The organism is Streptomyces umbrinus, from assembly GCF_030817415.1.
In the GTDB taxonomy this organism is placed as follows: Bacteria; Actinomycetota; Actinomycetes; order Streptomycetales; family Streptomycetaceae; genus Streptomyces; species Streptomyces umbrinus_A.
Genome location: NZ_JAUSZI010000002.1, coordinates 10,610,799 through 10,626,771, shown reverse-complemented (window position 1 = coordinate 10,626,771; position 15,973 = coordinate 10,610,799). Strand labels below are relative to the sequence as shown.

General features: G+C 68.2%; 10 protein-coding genes. 2 read left to right on the top strand and 8 right to left on the bottom strand.

Translation table 11 applies throughout. The features are described from left to right. Positions 1-30 precede the first annotated feature (30 nt). Positions 31-396 (top strand): BlaI/MecI/CopY family transcriptional regulator, encoded by a 366-nt coding sequence (locus QF035_RS47115; protein ID WP_307528302.1) that lies wholly within the window; start codon positions 31-33, stop codon positions 394-396. On the opposite strand, the gene QF035_RS47110 is transcribed toward QF035_RS47115, so the two are convergent. From QF035_RS47110 to QF035_RS47075, 8 genes are read right to left on the bottom strand one after another with little or no spacing between them, the layout of a single operon-like run. Next, positions 376-4,380: a type I polyketide synthase gene (locus QF035_RS47110; RefSeq protein WP_307528300.1), complete on the bottom strand. Its 4,005-nt coding sequence runs from the start codon at positions 4,378-4,380 to the stop codon at positions 376-378. The two genes, QF035_RS47115 and QF035_RS47110, sit on opposite strands and share 21 nt — an antisense overlap. A 26-nt stretch (positions 4,381-4,406) precedes the next feature. Next, complete coding sequence (locus tag QF035_RS47105) at positions 4,407-8,417, bottom strand: type I polyketide synthase (protein ID WP_307528298.1); 4,011 nt, start codon at positions 8,415-8,417, stop codon at positions 4,407-4,409. Beyond that, entirely contained in the window at positions 8,417-9,265 is an 849-nt protein-coding gene (locus QF035_RS47100; RefSeq protein WP_307528296.1) for an LLM class F420-dependent oxidoreductase, read from the bottom strand. The genes QF035_RS47105 and QF035_RS47100 overlap by 1 nt, the downstream gene beginning before the upstream one ends. Positions 9,266-9,278: 13 nt before the next feature. Next, complete coding sequence (locus tag QF035_RS47095; protein WP_307528294.1) at positions 9,279-10,871, bottom strand: type I polyketide synthase; 1,593 nt, start codon at positions 10,869-10,871, stop codon at positions 9,279-9,281. Next, positions 10,868-12,637 carry a fatty acyl-AMP ligase gene (locus QF035_RS47090; protein ID WP_307528292.1) on the bottom strand — a complete coding sequence of 590 codons (1,770 nt, stop codon included), beginning with the start codon at positions 12,635-12,637 and terminating at the stop codon, positions 10,868-10,870. Before QF035_RS47090 ends, QF035_RS47095 begins: the two co-directional genes overlap by 4 nt. Then, entirely contained in the window at positions 12,622-13,134 is a 513-nt protein-coding gene (locus QF035_RS47085) for a hypothetical protein (protein ID WP_307528291.1), read from the bottom strand. The genes QF035_RS47090 and QF035_RS47085 overlap by 16 nt, the downstream gene beginning before the upstream one ends. Then, a complete protein-coding gene (locus QF035_RS47080) occupies positions 13,131-13,991 on the bottom strand; it encodes a hypothetical protein (RefSeq protein ID WP_307528289.1) in 861 nt (286 codons plus the stop codon). The genes QF035_RS47085 and QF035_RS47080 overlap by 4 nt, the downstream gene beginning before the upstream one ends. Next, positions 13,988-14,617: a class I SAM-dependent methyltransferase gene (locus QF035_RS47075; RefSeq protein ID WP_307528288.1), complete on the bottom strand. Its 630-nt coding sequence runs from the start codon at positions 14,615-14,617 to the stop codon at positions 13,988-13,990. The genes QF035_RS47080 and QF035_RS47075 overlap by 4 nt, the downstream gene beginning before the upstream one ends. 154 nt (positions 14,618-14,771) lie before the next feature. On the opposite strand from QF035_RS47075, the gene QF035_RS47070 reads away from it, so the two are divergent. Next, complete coding sequence (locus QF035_RS47070) at positions 14,772-15,935, top strand: zinc-binding dehydrogenase (protein WP_307528286.1); 1,164 nt, start codon at positions 14,772-14,774, stop codon at positions 15,933-15,935. Positions 15,936-15,973 lie beyond the last annotated feature (38 nt).

The window sequence follows — 15,973 nt, the reverse complement described above, 5'->3', positions numbered from 1 at the left end:
TGTGCCGCACCGGCCAACCGGAGGGAACCGATGAGTACTTCACTGCAGATCCGAGTCCTCAATCTCCTCTCAGCGGCCGGACGCCCGATGCAAGGGCGCGAGGTTCAGGAGCAGCTCAACAAGGAACGGGAGGACCGGCTCGCCTACACCACGGTCCTGACCGTGCTGACCAGGCTGGTCAGCAACGGCGCCGCCGCCCGCCACCGCAACGGGCGGCATTACGTCTACCACGCCACATGCCGAGACGAGGTGGGCCTGGCCGTACGAAAAGTGCTCACCAGTTTCGGGACCGACGCGGTCGCCCACTTCGTCGACCAGGCGTATGCCGACCCCGCACTGCGGGCGGAACTACGCCTGGCCGTCGACGGATCGGCGCTACTGAGCGAGCCCTCCTAGCGTCGCGAGAGTGTGGTCACGCAGGCGCTGCACGGTCTCCTCTTCGCAGCACGCGCCGTCCCACCACCAGTCGATGTGGATCCTGCCGGACTGCCGGTAGGTGCGCACATCGAGCGCGTGGCCACGAGCCAGGGCGGGCTCGCCGAGGGGGAGGTCACCCAGTGGTACGGCTTGTAGTGGCGTCCGGCGGGTGGTGGCCGTCCCCTCCTTTCGCACTCCGCCGTCACCGAAGGTCACGTCCGCAGCGGACAGCTGTCGCAGGGCCTCGGCTGTCTGCGGGTGAAGATGACGCAGCACGCCGTAGTGCACGCCGTGGAACGGGATGCTGTCCAGCGCCTCGCGCGTATCGCTCAGCAGGCGCGTCCGGTCGTCGCGGTTCGCGCCGACGACGAGCGGGTGCACGGAGGTGCAGCGGCCCACGGTCCGGCTGAGATCGATACCCGGGAACTCGCCGTTCCTCGCACTGTCCATGACGTCGATCAGTACACCCTCGCCACCCGCCTCGTCGGCGAGCGCCGCGGACACGGCCGCGAGCACCAGCGTGGCGGATCCCAGGCGCTCCCGCCTCTGCACGGCCCGAAGCGAACCCGTCAGTGACGCGTCGACCGTGCTGCGCAGTAGGTGTACGGGTCCTCGGGCTCCCGGTGCACCTGGGGCGTTGCCGTCTCCGGACGCAAGCGCCGGCCGTGCGCCCGCGCGGCGCATCAGGTCCAGCCAGAACGGGCGCTCAAGCAGCACGGCGTCGTCGAGCGCCCAGGTCGTCAGACAGTCGGACCAGGTCTGCCAGGTGGTGCTGACGGCTGGCAGGTTGACCGGCCGTCCTGCAAGGAGCTGGCGGCAGGCGGTGGTCACGTCCTCGGCGAGCAGGCGCTGTGCGGTGAGGTCGATCGCCGTGGCGTGAACCAGGAGCACGAGGTGACGACCCCTCTCCGTCCCTCCGTCGACGAGTACAGCCTCCACGGCGGCGCGCCTCCCGGGAATGCGACGGCGCCGAGCCTCGGCAGCGGCGGCGTCGACCATCGCGGCAGGACCCGTAGGGCCGTTCTCTTCCCACGACATGACGGTCAGCAGGGGGCCGTCCAGGGCCGCCCTGCGGTGCTCCCACATCCCGGACCGCTCGACCAACTCCACCCGAAGCGCTTCGTGATGGCCCACCGCCCGCAGCACGGCTTCGTCGAGCACCTCCGGGGCAACCTCGTCACCGACGCGGAACACCAGGGGAACGTCCAGGTCCGGCAGGACGGAGGAGTCAGCCGTCAACTCCAACTGGGCTGGCGTCAGGGGGAGTTCTTCAGTCCCGGACACCGGTGGGCGGCTAGAGGCGGCGGTCACCTGGGGCGTCGAACCGGTCGCGTCTGGGTCCACCGCATCACTCAAGGACCGCAGCGTGGGGTGCTGGAACATTGCCCGAGGGCTGAACCGCAGTCCGGCCGAGCGCGCGCGGCCGGCAATCTGCGCGGCCATCACCGAGTCGCCGCCGAGCAGGAAGAAGTCGTCGTCGGGGTTGACCGAGTCGATTCCGAGAACATCGGACCAGAGGGCGGACAGGACCTGTTCCGTCGTACCCGCCACGAGGTCGGGCTCCGCGCTCACCGGGGCGCCGCCGTTCGTCGTGTCCCCTTGGATCGCCGCTTGTGTTTCGGCGTACGTCGAGTCCAGCCAGTGCCGCGACCGCTGGAAGGGATATCCGGGGAGAGGGGTCCGGCGACGTCCGGGACGCATCGGCGCCCAGTCCACCGGCGCTCCGTGCGCCCACAGTCCCCCCAGGGCGCCCAGGAAGACCGCGGCGTCGTCGGCATCCTCATCACGGCCGCGTACGAGGTGCAGATCTGCACGCCCCCGGTGTTGAGGTCCCGCATCGACGAGCAGGTACTTCCTGTCGGCCAAGGCGGTGTCCAGTACCACGTCCCAGCGCACAGGCGCGCCGGGAGTCTTCGACCACCGTCCGGCATCTGTCGCCTCGTCCGGGGACAGCCATTTGCCGGTCTCCGCCGAGAGGAGAGGCAGCGTGGGCGCCGCCAGTGTCAGGTCCGCAGGTTCTCGCCCGGCGACGAGCCGCACAGCATCAGGGAGGCTCATCACTCCCGCCAGTTCGGCTGCGACGTACTCACCGACGCCTCCGCCGGCGACCGCGGTCGGGTGCACCCCCCATCCCTCCAGGGCGCGGGCCATCGCGTATTCCACGCAGAACGTGCGTGCCTCGGCTGCCCGTGGGTACTGCGACGATCCCACTGAGTCCGGACGGAGAGCGTCCCCGAACTCGGCGCCGAGCTCTGTGGCGAACAACTCCGCGCAACGGTCGAAGGGTTCCGCGAACAGTGGATCAACCTCGTACAATCCCGATGCCGTTGGCGCGTGGCTCTCCACCGCTCCCGAGAACAGCAGCAGCACGGCTGGTGCTTCGCCGGTCGCCTGACTGTCGGCGACCGGGTGTGCGGTCCGGAGCGCGGTCGCAGCTTCCTGTCCGTCACGTGCGACGACGGCTCGGCGGTAGCGAAACGCCCGGCGGCCGTCCGCGAGAGTCAGCGCTGTGTCGGCCAGGTCGGCGACGGGCCGCTGACCAAGGTGTGCCGCGAGACGCTCACCCGACTCGGCGAGGGCTCGTTCGGTACGCGCGCTCAGCACCAGTACCTGTGGTTCGGAGTGCGCGGACGAGACATCGCGCTTCGGCGCTTCCTCCAGCACCACGTGCACATTGGTACCGCCCGCACCCAGCGAGGTCACGCCGGCAAGCCGCGGCCGGTGGCCGGGCCAGTCGGCCAACTCGGCCTGTATGCGGAACGGGCCTCCTGCCAGCTCGAGTTCGGGATTGGCCTCGGTGAAGTGGAGTGTGGGCACCAGGGTCTGGTTCTCGAGACACAGGACGGCCTTGATGAGGCCGACGACTCCGGCCGCCGTCTCACAGTGCCCGACGTTGCCCTTCACCGAGCCGAGCGCGCACCAGGGCCCGTCGGGCTGCTCGCCGAACGCCCTGCGCAGGGCGGCGACTTCCACGGGGTCGCCGAGCGCGGTGCCGGTACCGTGCGCCTCCACGTATCCCACGTCGCGCGGGTCCACCCCGGCCACGGCGAGAGCTTCGCGGACCACGGCCGCCTGCATTTCGACGCTGGGGGCGGTGTACCCCATCTTGAGGGAGCCGTCGTTGTTGACCGCGGAACCCCGGATGACGGCCCGGATGTCGTCACCATCGGCGAGCGCGTCGCTCAGCCTCTTGAGTGCGACCACTCCCCCACCACTGGTGAAGACCGTCCCACCGGACTTCGCGTCGAACGGCCGGCAGTGACCGTCCGGCGACATCACCGAGTCGAGATCTCGGAGGTAGCCGACGCGGTGCGGCACCTTGACGGACATACCGCCCGCCAGCGCCATGTCGGACTCGCCGCACAGCAGACTCTGGCAGGCGAGATGGACGGCGGTGAGTGCGCTGGAACACGCGGTCTGCACACTCAGTGCCGGGCCGTGCAGGTCGAAGGCATGGGCGATACGTGTCGCGTAGAAATTGACGTCGTTCGCCGACCACAAGGACATTTGGGCCGACGACGAACCCGCGCCCAGCAGCGTGCGCAGATTGTGCCGGGACAGTACGTGATACGGGTAGTAGCCGCAGGCGGATCCGGAGACGAACACCCCGATGGAGCCCCCGTGGCGTGCCGGATCGCACCCGGCGTCCTCCAGCGCGTGCCAGGAGCATTCGAGCAGCAGCTTCTGCTGCGGGTCCATCGTGGCCGCGAGGCTCGGTGCGAAACCGAAGAACTCAGCGTCGAACTCCTCGATCCCCTCAAGTGTTCCGGCACGCCGCATATAGGTGGGATCGCTCAGCACGGAGTCGGGTACGCCCTGGCGACGGAGTTCCTCATCGTCCAGGGTCTCCAGGCATTCCCTGCCCTCTCGCAGGTTGCGCCAGAACTCGGCGACCGTGCCCGCCATCGGGAAACGTCCAGCCATTCCGATGACCGCGATGCCCTCAAGCGGTTCTTCCGCCATGTCCATATCCTGCGCGGGTCCGACGTTCACTGAGGCCGCCTCCTTCGTGCCTGCTGTGCCGTGCGTGTACGACGGCTTCGGATTCGCCGCTCGGCCTGGCCGGCTGCAGGTTCCGTCGGCTCCTTCGCCTGGTCGGTGAGACCGGCGACGATTTCGGTGGCCAGCGCTGTCACGCTCACCCCCTGCAAAAGACGGGACACAGGGATGTCGAGGCCGAAGTCGTCCCGTAGAGCGTTCTTGATCCGCACGGCGGCCAGGGAGTCGAGCCCCAGATGAACGAGGGGTGTGCCGAGCGGCAGTCTGGTGGTCCGGTGGCGGAGCAGCGGGCGGATCCGCTCGGTGAGCCTCCCTGTCACCGCATGACGCACCGCCTCCAGGCTCATTGCCTGGAGGCGGTGCCGGTCGAACCGGGCCGTGTCCGCCAGGTCCTGTGCCAGTCCCGCGACGATCCGCGCGAAGTAGGACGAGCGGCGGATCTCCGGGAACACGGTCGAGAAGTCGCGCCCGAGACGCACGACACCTGCCTGGGTGCAACCGTGGGCCAGCAGTTCCTCCAGGGCGGTGAACGCCTCCCGCGGGCGTATTTTCCCGAGCCCGCCGACGCTCGACTCCCGGGCTCCCCCGATCTCGGCCCAGGGCCCCCAGTTGACGGAGAGCGCGGGCAGTCCGTGCGCGTGCCGCCACCAGGCGATCGCGTCCAAACAGGCGTTGGCGGCGGCGTAGTTGGCCTGACCGGGGGCATCCAGCAGTGCGGCGGAGGACGAGTAGCCGATCCACCAGTCCACACCGTCCTCCGGTGTGGCGAGGTGGAGCCGCCAGGCTCCGACGGCCTTCGCCGACCACACCCGTCCGATGCGTTCCGCGTCGAGGTCTGTCACCAGGGCGTCGTCGAGTACGCCGGCGGCGTGCACCACTCCGCGGACCCGGGCACCGACTTCCGTGACCGCCCTCATCACCAGGTCGGCGACGCCCGGTTCCGCGATGTCGCCGAGAACGACCACGACGCGGGTGCCGGTGGCTCGGATCTCCTCGATGCCGCGGGCCGTGTCGGGTCCGGGAACGGAGCGCCCGTTCAGCACGACACAGCCGGCGCCTCGTTCCGCCAGCCAGCGAGCGGTGGCGAGCCCGAGTCCCCCGGTGCCTCCCGTCACCACATAGCCTCCGCCCGGCCGCACCACCGTGCGCTCGGGTGCTGCGGGGCGATCGGCCTTCATCGGATTCAGGCGGGCCACGTGGCGCACCCCGCCCCGCCACACCACCTCGTCGTCCGCCGCGGCGGAGCACAGTTCCCGTACCAGCTGGACGGGGTCGGGTTGCGGGTCCAAGTCGACCAGGGTGGGCCTCAGTTCGGGCCGTTCGGCGCGCAGCGACCGGGTCAGTCCGACCAGCCCGCTCTGAGCGAGGTCGAAGGGAATCTCTCCGGTGGGCGGGCATGCACCACGCGTGACCGCGTACAACCGGGGTGATCCGGCCGCCTCGGAGCTGCGAACCAGTCCTGCGGCGAGCTGCACCATGGACAGCAGGCGACGGTCGGCGCCGACCGTCGCATCGGGGCCGTCCGAGGTTGTCCGGCCGGTCTCCCAGCCGAGGAGTACCACACCCTGTACAGCCGGTGCATCCGTCTCGGTCTCGAGTGTCCACTCCGAGTGGTCTGCGCTGTCGAGCAGTGTCGGCCGAAGGCCGGCACGCTCCATCTGCGTGAGCAGCTGCGCGCTGAACTCCTCTTCCGCGCCGCCGCCGCACACCAGCCAGGTGCCCGTCGGCGGCGACCCGGATTCAGTCGGCAGGGGTACCGGTTCGTACTCCAGCGTGTAGAGCAGTCCGTCCGTGGAGGCGGGGAAGGCATCCTCGTCGATGTACCGAAACGCCACTCCGAGAAGTTCTGCCACGAGCAGCCCGTCCTCGTCGTACACCTCCAAGTCGGCCGTGCAGCCACGGTCGTCGGTTCGGACCCGGGCTCGGCATACGACGTTGTCGCTCAGCTCACCGGTCAGCCTCACGCTGCCGACGCCTTCGGGCAGACAGGCCTGGCCGGTGTCACGTACCAGCTCCGCGGCCACTCCGTGCAGGCAGGCATCGAGCAGAGCGGGATGGAAACCCATCCGGGGGTCGGGCTGCGCGGCAGCCGGGCGGCTCACTCTGGTGAGAGTCAGGTCCCCGGTGGCCGAGAGCCCGGTGAGGCCGGCGAACGCCGGACCGTGGTGGAGACCGGCGCCGCGCAGCTGAGAGTAGACCTCGGCGGGACTGAGGAAAGGGCCGGACAGGCCATTCGGGTCCAGTGTGTCCGTGTCGGCTGGTTCCCGTGTCCGTACGGCGACCTTCGCCGTCGCGTGGACGATGTCCGCGTCTCCTTGCCGGCCGGCGATCTCCACTTCTCCTTCGCCTGCCCCGGTGACGGTCAGAGACGTGGTCACGGTCACGGGTGAAGCGAGGGGCAACAGCCTCCGGAAGGCGACCTCTGTCAGGACGATGTCCTCCGGTTTCGCCTCGAACGCGACACACGCCGTGGCCAGTGCCATTTCGCAGTAGCCGGTGCCGGGAAGGAGAGGAAGCTCATCGAGGCGGTGGTCGGCCAGCCAGGTGAGGCGCGAGGTGTCGAGGGTCGTCTGCCAGATGTGCCGAGCCGGCGTGCTGGGCAGCCGGACGTGCACCCCCAGCAGCGGGTGAGTGCGTTCGGCCGCGACGGCGACGCGGCCGGTCACCGGTTGACGCTGCCCGTGGTCCCAAGGCGTCGACGGAAGATCCACGAGGCGGCCCGACGGATACAACCGCGCCCAGTCCACGTCGAGGCCCCGGCAGTGGGCCCGAGCGAGCCCGAACAGTACGGCGGATCCTGCCGATTGCCCTCTGCGCAGGGACTCCCAGACGGCGACGCCGCTCACCTCGTTGTCGGCCAGGGTGTCGGCGAGGGACCGCACGGCGACGGGGTGCGGGGCGACCTCGATGAAGGTGCGCAGACCATCCGCCACGGCAGCGTTGACCGCGTCCAGGAGCCGGACCGGACGGCGGACGTTGGCCGCCCAGTAGGCGCCGTCGAAGGCCGGTGTGGAGCGGGGGTCCGGCAAGGTCGTGGAATAGAAGCGGACCGAGGGCGTCGTGCCGTTCACATCCGAGAGGAGGGCGGTCAGCTCCGGTACGACGTGGTCGGCGAACCTGCTGTGCCCGGCGGCGTGACCTCCGCGGACGGGATACGTTGCGATGCCGTCAGCCTCGCAGGACGACAGGAAGTCCTCCATGACGTTCCGGTCGCCCGCCACCACGGTGGCTCGCGTCGAGCTGTAGACGGCGATTTCGAGATCGATACCGGCCCTCAGCCGCCGCTCCACCTCCTGAGCGGGCAGCTCCACGACGGCAGTGGCGCCGAGACCGAACATGCGGCGCTGCATGACCTCGGAGCGCCGCAGAATGACGTGTGCCGCATCCGCGAGGGACAGCCCGCCGCTCACCACGGCGGCGGCGAGTTCCCCCATCGACTGCCCCAGGACCGCAGCAGGCCTGATGCCATACTCCTGCCAGACCACGGCGAGCCCCACCTGCATGGCGAACAGCGCGGGCTGTACGAACGAGGCATCCGCCTGCGAGAGGTCGGTCCCTGTCAGCAACTGACGCAGCGAACCGCGGCCTTCGGCACGAAAGATGGGCTCTAGCTCGTCCAGCACGGCGGCGAAGGCCGGTTCCGCGAGCAGGCCGCCGCCCATGCCGTCCCATTGCGAGCCATATCCGGAGAAGACGAAGACCACATCGGACGCTCCCTGTCGCGCTGCCTCCGCAGCGACGATGCCTTCCCCGCTCTCGCCGGCCGCGAGCGTGTGGAGCCGGTCCATGAGCTCATGGCGGTCATGGGCCAGCACCACGCCCCGCACGGGGAGATGGGAGCGACGTCGGGCCAGTGTGTGGGCCACATCGGCGAGGTCGGCATCGGCCCCAGGACCCGTGAGCCAATCGGACAGACCCGCGGCCCTGGCTCGTATCCCCTTCAGGGAGCGGCACGACACGGGAAAGAGCAGCGGGCGCGCGGCCGGCATCTGTTCACTCATCACAGGTACTCGGCCTGTTCGCTCAGTTCCGTGTACCAGTCGAGGAGTGGCAGCACGTCCTCCCTCTCGCCGGGAGGCAGCGTGAAGACGCACCGGCTGACGCCCGCCTCCATGCACCGGGCGACCGCCTCTTCCTCCGGCGGAACCTCCACGACCGTGACCGGAACCTGTCCGAGCCCCAACTCGGCGGCCTGCTCGTTGAGCTGGGCGATCCGCTCGGCCAGGCCCTCGCCTTCCAGGCCGTACATGGGCATCCATTCCGCCCGGGCCGCTGTCACGCGATCCAGTGCCCTGGTTCCGGTCAGCCCCATCAGGATCGGCGGATGCGGTCGTTGCACCGGCTTCGGCAGCGAGACGATGGGATCGAACTTGACGAACTCTCCGGCGAACGAGGCCTCGTGGTCGGCCCAGATGGTCCGCATGACCTCCAGGTATTCCATGAGGCGCGCGGTCCGGGTGGCGGGGTCCACCCCGTGGTTGAGCAGTTCTTCGCGTACCCAGCCGGTCCCGACGCCGAACAGGAACCGGCCCTGGGAGAGCACGTCGAGGCTGGCAACCTGCTTGGCCAGGATGATCGGATCGCGGGTCGGGACCTCGCAGATCCCGGTGCCGATGAGCAGTCGGGAGGTCGAGGCGGCGATCGCGGACAGCGCCGTGAAGGGGTCGAGGCCCTGCATCGCTTCGGGGACGACCGGTCCGCCGTCCGGCCGCCGGCTTTCGATGTGTACGGGCATGTGCGTGTGCTCCGGTACGAAGAGGGAGTCGAAGCCGCGCTCCTCCGCCTGGCGTCCGAGTTCTCTCGGGTCGATGGAGAAGTCGGTGATGACGGAAAGCAGTCCGAACTTCATGAACACCTCGCAGTCACGGGCGTACGGGTCGGGGCAGGTCGGAGAGAACGGCGTGCGCGTTGGTCCCGCCGATGCCGAAGGAACTGACACCGGCCACGCGTTCGCCGTCGCCCGCGGGCCATTCGGTCAGTCGCGAGACCACTTCCATCCCCAGGCCGGTCAGTTCGATGGCGGGGTTGGGCCGCGTGTAGTGGAGAGTGGGGGGAATCCGTCCGTGGTGCAGCGCCAGGATGTTCTTCACCAGGCCCACGAGACCGGCGGCGGCTTCGAGATGGCCGAGGTTGGATTTGACCGATCCGATCAGCAAGGGGGCGGCTTGCGGCCGGTCACGCCCCAGGACGTTTCCCAGGGCACCGGCTTCGATGGGGTCGCCGAGGCGGGTGCCGGTGCCGTGCGCTTCCACATAAGCCACCGCGGTCGACGGGATGCCGGCACTGGCGTACACCTGAGCGAGCAGAGCTTCCTGCGCTGCGGGGCTGGGCGCTGTCAGTCCGTTCGACCGGCCGTCCTGGTTCATGGCGGTGGCGCGTACCAGGGACAGCACCCGGTCGCCGTCCCGCACCGCGTCGCCGTACCGTTTGAGTACGACGCTCACGCAGCCTTCGCCGCGTACGATCCCGTCCGCGTCCGCGTCGAACGGGCGGCAGCGTCCGGTGGGTGAGGACGCCGACGCCTGGTCGGCGTACACCGTTCCACCGGGCGAGAGCAGCACATTGACGCCACCGACGATCGCGAGTTCGCTCTCGCCCGTGAGCAGGCTCTGGGCCGCCAGGTGCAGAGCGACGAGCGAGGACGAGCAGGCGGTGTCCACGGTGAGGCTCGGGCCGCACAGGTCAAGAACGTAGGACAGCCTGTTGGCGATCACGCTGAGGGTCGTGCCCGGCAGCGACCAGCCGTTGATGCCCTGAAGGTCCTCCATGCGTCGACGCGCGAAGTCGTCCCCGCTCGCGCCGACGAACACCCCCGTGCGGCTGCCCGCCAGGGTGTCCGCCGGGATCCCCGCATGTTCCAGGGACTCCCAGGCGACCTCCAGAAACATCCGCTGCTGCGGGTCCATCTCGGCGGACTCCGCGGGAGAGATGCCGAAGAACTCCGCATCGAATCCATCGATGTCGTCGAGGAAGCCGCCGAATTGGGTAGTGCGGTCGAGCACCGTGGCATGTGCCGGGGATGCCAGGCGGTATGCCTCCCATCGGTCCTCCGGTACCCGACGGACTGCGTCACCACCGGCTCGGAGGAACTCCCAGAGCCCGTCGGGTGTGGAGATTCCGCCCGGCAGCCGACAACCGATACCGACCACGGCGAGAGCACGATCGGCAGTCTCGCCGGGGCGGACGGTGGTGGCCGCTTCGCCGTGCCGGAGCTTCGACGCAGGCTGCGCGGTGCCGTCCAGGTGGTCGGTCAGCCGACGTACCGTCGGGTGTTCCCAGATGATCGTCGGGGCGACGGCCCTGCCGAGGAACTGTGCCAGCTGGCCGGACAGGGCGACCAGGTTCCTCGACGTCAGTCCGTACTCCCGAAACGGCCGGTCGACATCGATCCGGTCGGCCTCGGTGGCGCACAGCCGGGCGAGCCGCTCCACCAGCCACTGCCGCAGTTCCGTCATGAAGGCGTCCGATCGGCAGCCACGATCTGCGCTGCGAGCTCCCCGCCGGTGTACATGTCCCGGCAGACACGGCGGCGGAGCTTGCCGCTGGAGGTCTTGGGAATGGTGCCGCGGGTGACGAGAGCGACGTCGTGCAGATCGATGTGGTGCGCGTCCGCCACAGCGGCGCGGATCGCGGTGCGCAGGTCCTCCGGGTCGACGGTGGCATCGGGACGCAACTCGGCGACCACGACGGCCAGTTCACGCTCCCCCGTCTCGACCGGGAAGGCGGCGACATGCCCCCGCCGCACCGCAGGGCTGACCTGCTCGACCGTCACCTCGATGTCGATCGCGTGGTGGTTGCGTCCGTCGACGATCACGATGTCCTTCGTCCGGCCGGCGATGAACAGTTCGGCGCCGTGGAAGAAGCCGAGGTCGCCGGTGCGCAGCCAGTGGGCCTCGCCGTCGAGGACGTTGCGGAACGTCTCGTCGCTGTCCGCGCGCTGCCAGTACCCCTGGCACACATTGCCGCCGCGGACGAGCAGTTCGCCCACCTCGCCGACGGGTACCTCCTGCCCCGTGGCGGGATGAACGACGCGGACGTCCTGTCCCTGGAAGGCCTCGCCACATCCCACGAGAGGGCGTGCCGCCGGGTCGGTGTCTGCACACGGTTCGACGCGGCCTGCGGCCAGTGCCGTACGGTCGAAGCTGCTCACCACCGGCTCGGCCTCTGCGCTGATCCCGGTCACGATCAGAGTGGCCTCGGCCAGACCCCAGCAGGGCGAGTGGGCGGTATGCCGGAAACCGTGCGGGGCGTACGCCTCGGTGAAGCGCTCCAGCGATTGCGCCCGGACAGGTTCGGAGGCGTTGCCGAAATACCGTATGGACGAGAGGTCGAGGCCCGGCCTGTCCTCCTCGGGGATCGCGTCCACGCACACGTCCAGGCCGAAGTTGGGAATCATCGTGTGTGTCCCGCGGTACTCGCCGAAGAGCCCTAGCCAGCGCAGCGGTTGCTGGATGAAGGCGTACGGGGTCATCTGCACCGCGGGAATCCCGACACCCAGCGGAAGGATCAACGCGAAAACGAGCCCCATGTCGTGGAAGAACGGGAGCCAGCTCACGATCGTCGAGTGCTCGTCGACCCGTTGGCGGTCGACGTGCTGGGCGACCGACACCGCGATGTTCTGATGCGTGACCTCGACGCCGCCCGGATTCCTCGTCGAGCCGGAGGTGTACTGGAGGTAGGCGGTGCCGGAGAGATCCGTGTCCACAGGGATCCACGAGGCCGCGTGCGCATCGTCCACTTGGTCGGCGAGGACGATATGCGCACGAGATGTTGAGCCGCCGACCGTGGCGAGTGCCTCCGCGACCGAGTCCTGATGCCGGCTGATCGTGACGACCACCGCGGGTGCGCAGTCCGCGAGGGTGGGGGCCAGCCGCTCGGTGCGGCGCTGGAGCTCGGGCGGCAGCAGGGTTACGGGCAACAGCCCGGCGTACAGGCAGCCCATGAAGGCCGCCACGTACTCGGGTCCGTTGGGACAGAGAATGGCCACCCGGTCACCTGGACTCGCCAGCTTCTGCAGCAGTCCGGCCATCGCGGTCGCTCTGCTGTCGAGATCACCGCGGGTCAATCGCGTCGTCCGGCCCGCCCAGTCGGTTTCGTAGTCGAGGAACGTCATGGCGACCGCATCGGGGCGTTTCCTGGCGAGTTCCCGCACGGCTGGGGCGAATCCGCCGTTCAGTGCGGAGAGTTCCTCCCGCAAAGCCGACGTCACGATGTCGTGCACAACGAGTCACCGTCCTTCGCAAGCCAGTTGGAGAACGCTGCCAGGTCGGGAAGGATCACCGTCGAGCACGAAAGAACGGCCACGTTGTAGCGCATCTCCGTGATCGTGACGACGGTCCGTCCCGCCTGGAAGGCGCCGTACATTTCGGCGGCGGTGCCCATGCTCGGTTCGTGTCCGGGCAGCCAGACGACGCAGATGTCGCTGGCCGAGGCGAGCCGGGCCATCTCGTGGAACACGTCGAGGAGTTCGAGCACCTCGGGATCGAGGTGCTCGCGGACGATGACAGGGGCGTCGGTGGCGGCCGCGAGTGCCCCTCGGATCTCGGTTACGCGGTCGCCGTAGCGCCGCAACACCAGTTCATGGGGGTCGTGCACCACGGCGGAGGGGCGGAGTCTTTCGATCATCCTGCGCAGCAGGAGACGGTAGGACTGGTCGGCGGCATCGATGTCGCGGCGGCTTCCCTGCATGACGCCGGCCAGGAAAAAGCTCGTTGTCACTCGTCCTCCGCTGAGTATTCGGGCCACTTCTGGTCGAGCGGTACGACCCGGTGGTAGATCGCCGCGGCATCCATGACGAACTCCGTGACCTCGGCAGGTGTGCCCTTCACCGCGTCGGCGATCAGCTCCAGTACGCGGTCGAACGCGGGTGTCCCGGCTCTGCTCACCCGGCCCTGGTTGTCCTTGGCGATCAGGAAGGCGGGGTCCACCAGTTGGTCCCGCGGTCGTCCGCCGAACGGCAGGACGAGCTCGCCCATCCTGAGTTCCTGACGGTGCAGGGCGCGGATGGAGAGGTTGTTCTGCATGGGCTCCAGCAGAAGTCGTCGTGCGAACCCCGACGGCACTGGGAACGCCGGAAGTTCGGTGCCCAGATGAAAGGTGAATGCACGATGCGTCACCATGGCGGATCGTCGGGGGCTGTATCGGGAGTACTCGAGGAGGAAGACCCCGTCGCCCACCCACCACGTCGCGCTCAACCGTGACGGCGCGGGCGTCCCGTCGGCGCGGACCCTGAGCGGATAGGCGTCCGTACCTGCCCGCACCGTTCCGGACACCGTGTCCGCGCGGCGCAGTCGGAGCGGTTCGAGATGGGGCAGATAGGGGTCGAGGACTGTGATCTCCCCCTCTCCGAAGTACATCGCCGGCGAGTGGCCTCCCGCATACAGATGCGTCGGGCGAGCGCCGCACCGCTCCTCCACGAGTCGCGCGACCTCGAAGGTCTGCCAGCCGCAGCCGCGGCCCAGACGCCACGGCGGCGCCCCTTTCCCGTAGTACTCGTGATAGGAGGACGCACTGCTGTACGGCACTCGGAACTGCACCTCGGCCAGCGCTTTCGAGAAGACTGACGCCCCCGTCACCGGCGGATCGCCGTTCCGGTGAAGTAGGGCCCGCTGAAGGGGGGCCTGGGCTTGATCGGCACCGGCGGATCGGAAACCTGCACCTCGAATCCCAGGGCCTGCATGCGCTCGATCGACCGCCGGTTGGGACGGCAGCCGAACTGCACGCGCCGGAGCAGCGGGCTGGTCAGGTCCTGGGTCCGGCCGCGTCTGCCGACGTCACGGACATGCTCGAAGAAGGACAACCTTCCTCCAGGCTTCAGGACTCGGTGAATTTCGGTCAGCACGCCGTCGAGATCGTCCACCACGCACAGAAGCAGAAAGGAGACGGCGGCGTCGAATTCCTCGTCCTCAAAGGGGAGACGTTCGCCCGTCGCATCGATGACTTCGACCGCTGGTGCCGCGCTGTCTATTTTCCCCATCAATTGCGAGCGCATCCCGGAGGACGGCTCGACGGCAACGACGTGGTCAGCCTTGCTGTAGTACGGAAGATTACGTCCGGTGCCCGCACCTATTTCCACCACCCGACCGGTCAAATCACCCACGAGAGTGGTGCGCAGTTGGGGCCCACCGATGCCTCTTTCAAGTCTTTCAGAAATGCGATCGTATTGTCGGGCGAGCACTTGAGATACGCGACCGTTTCCCATGCCTGGCGACTCTAGTCCCGAGGTCTGAACCGCCGCAATAGGCAGATGAATTTCTACGAATTCGTAGAACTACAACGTCGTAGAAAATTTGAGGACCTGTTGCTTCTGTCACGCATTCATCGCTACGGTCATTTCAGGAGACGAGGAGGCGAACGTGATCCACACTGATGCTTGGGTGCTCCATGCCGGTCCGGAGACCGCCGACGCGGAGACTCGACCGACCGGGACTCTACACCGAGAGTCGTTTTCCTTCGTCGAACCGAGAGACCACGAAGCATTGGTCGAGCCCCTGTACGGATCATGGGAAGCGAACATTGAGCATGCCAGGTCGCGAAGGCCGATCGATGTCTGCCGTCTCCGGCACGAGGAAAAGGTGGTTCTGGGAAACCTCGGCATTGTGAGGATCCTGAACCCGGGCACGTCTGCTTCCCTCCAAGAAGGAGACATCTGCATGGTGATGCCCTTCTCTAAGCGCGACCGCTATGGCTATGCGGAACTTGTCTACGCCTATGAGGCGCCCCGGACCGTTGGGCTCCTGGCGAAGCGCACAAAGATAGACTCCGAACTCCTCCTGCCCATTCCCGAGGACAGCAAGTACTCGCTCCCGCAGTGGGCGGCATACGCGCGCTACTTCACCGCTTGGGACAACTGGCGCATCGCCCACCGCTGCTGGTCGACACAGATGGAAGGCCAGGACCCCGGCGACCACCTGGTTTTCGGGTGGGGCGGCGGCGTCGTGCTCGCCGAGCTGCAACTGGCCAAGCGCGCCGGGTTCCGGGTCGCCATGACCGCCGGGAGCAATGCCCGGCTGGCCGAACTCGACAGGCTCGGCATCACCGGAGTGGACCGGCGGCTCTTCCCTCATCTGACCAACGATCCTGACAACCCGCCGAGCGATCCCGCCTCAGTGGCGAGTTACCGCACGTCCGAGAAGGAATTTCTGAGAACGATCAACGCACTCAGCGACGGGGCCGGCGTGGCCATATTCGTCGACAACATGGGGGCACCGCTGTACAAGGCAACGGTCAAGGCCATGGCTAGGCAAGGAGTCATCACCACCGTCGGCTGGAAGCAGGGGATGCGAACCTACAATCTGCGGGCAAGCGAGTGCATCAATCGGCACCTCCACGTGAACACACATGTCTGGCGATACGACGACTGCGCGACCATACGCGACCAGCAGGAGCGCACGGACTGGATTCCCTCGGTCGATCCGGCCGGAATCTACGACTTCGACGACGTCGAGCAGCTCGCTGGGGACTACTCAAAAGGAAGGGTCGAATCCTACTTTCCGCTCTATCGCGTGCACCAGACCTGATGACTTGTCGCACGATACCCGCTCGGGAAAGGAAATTA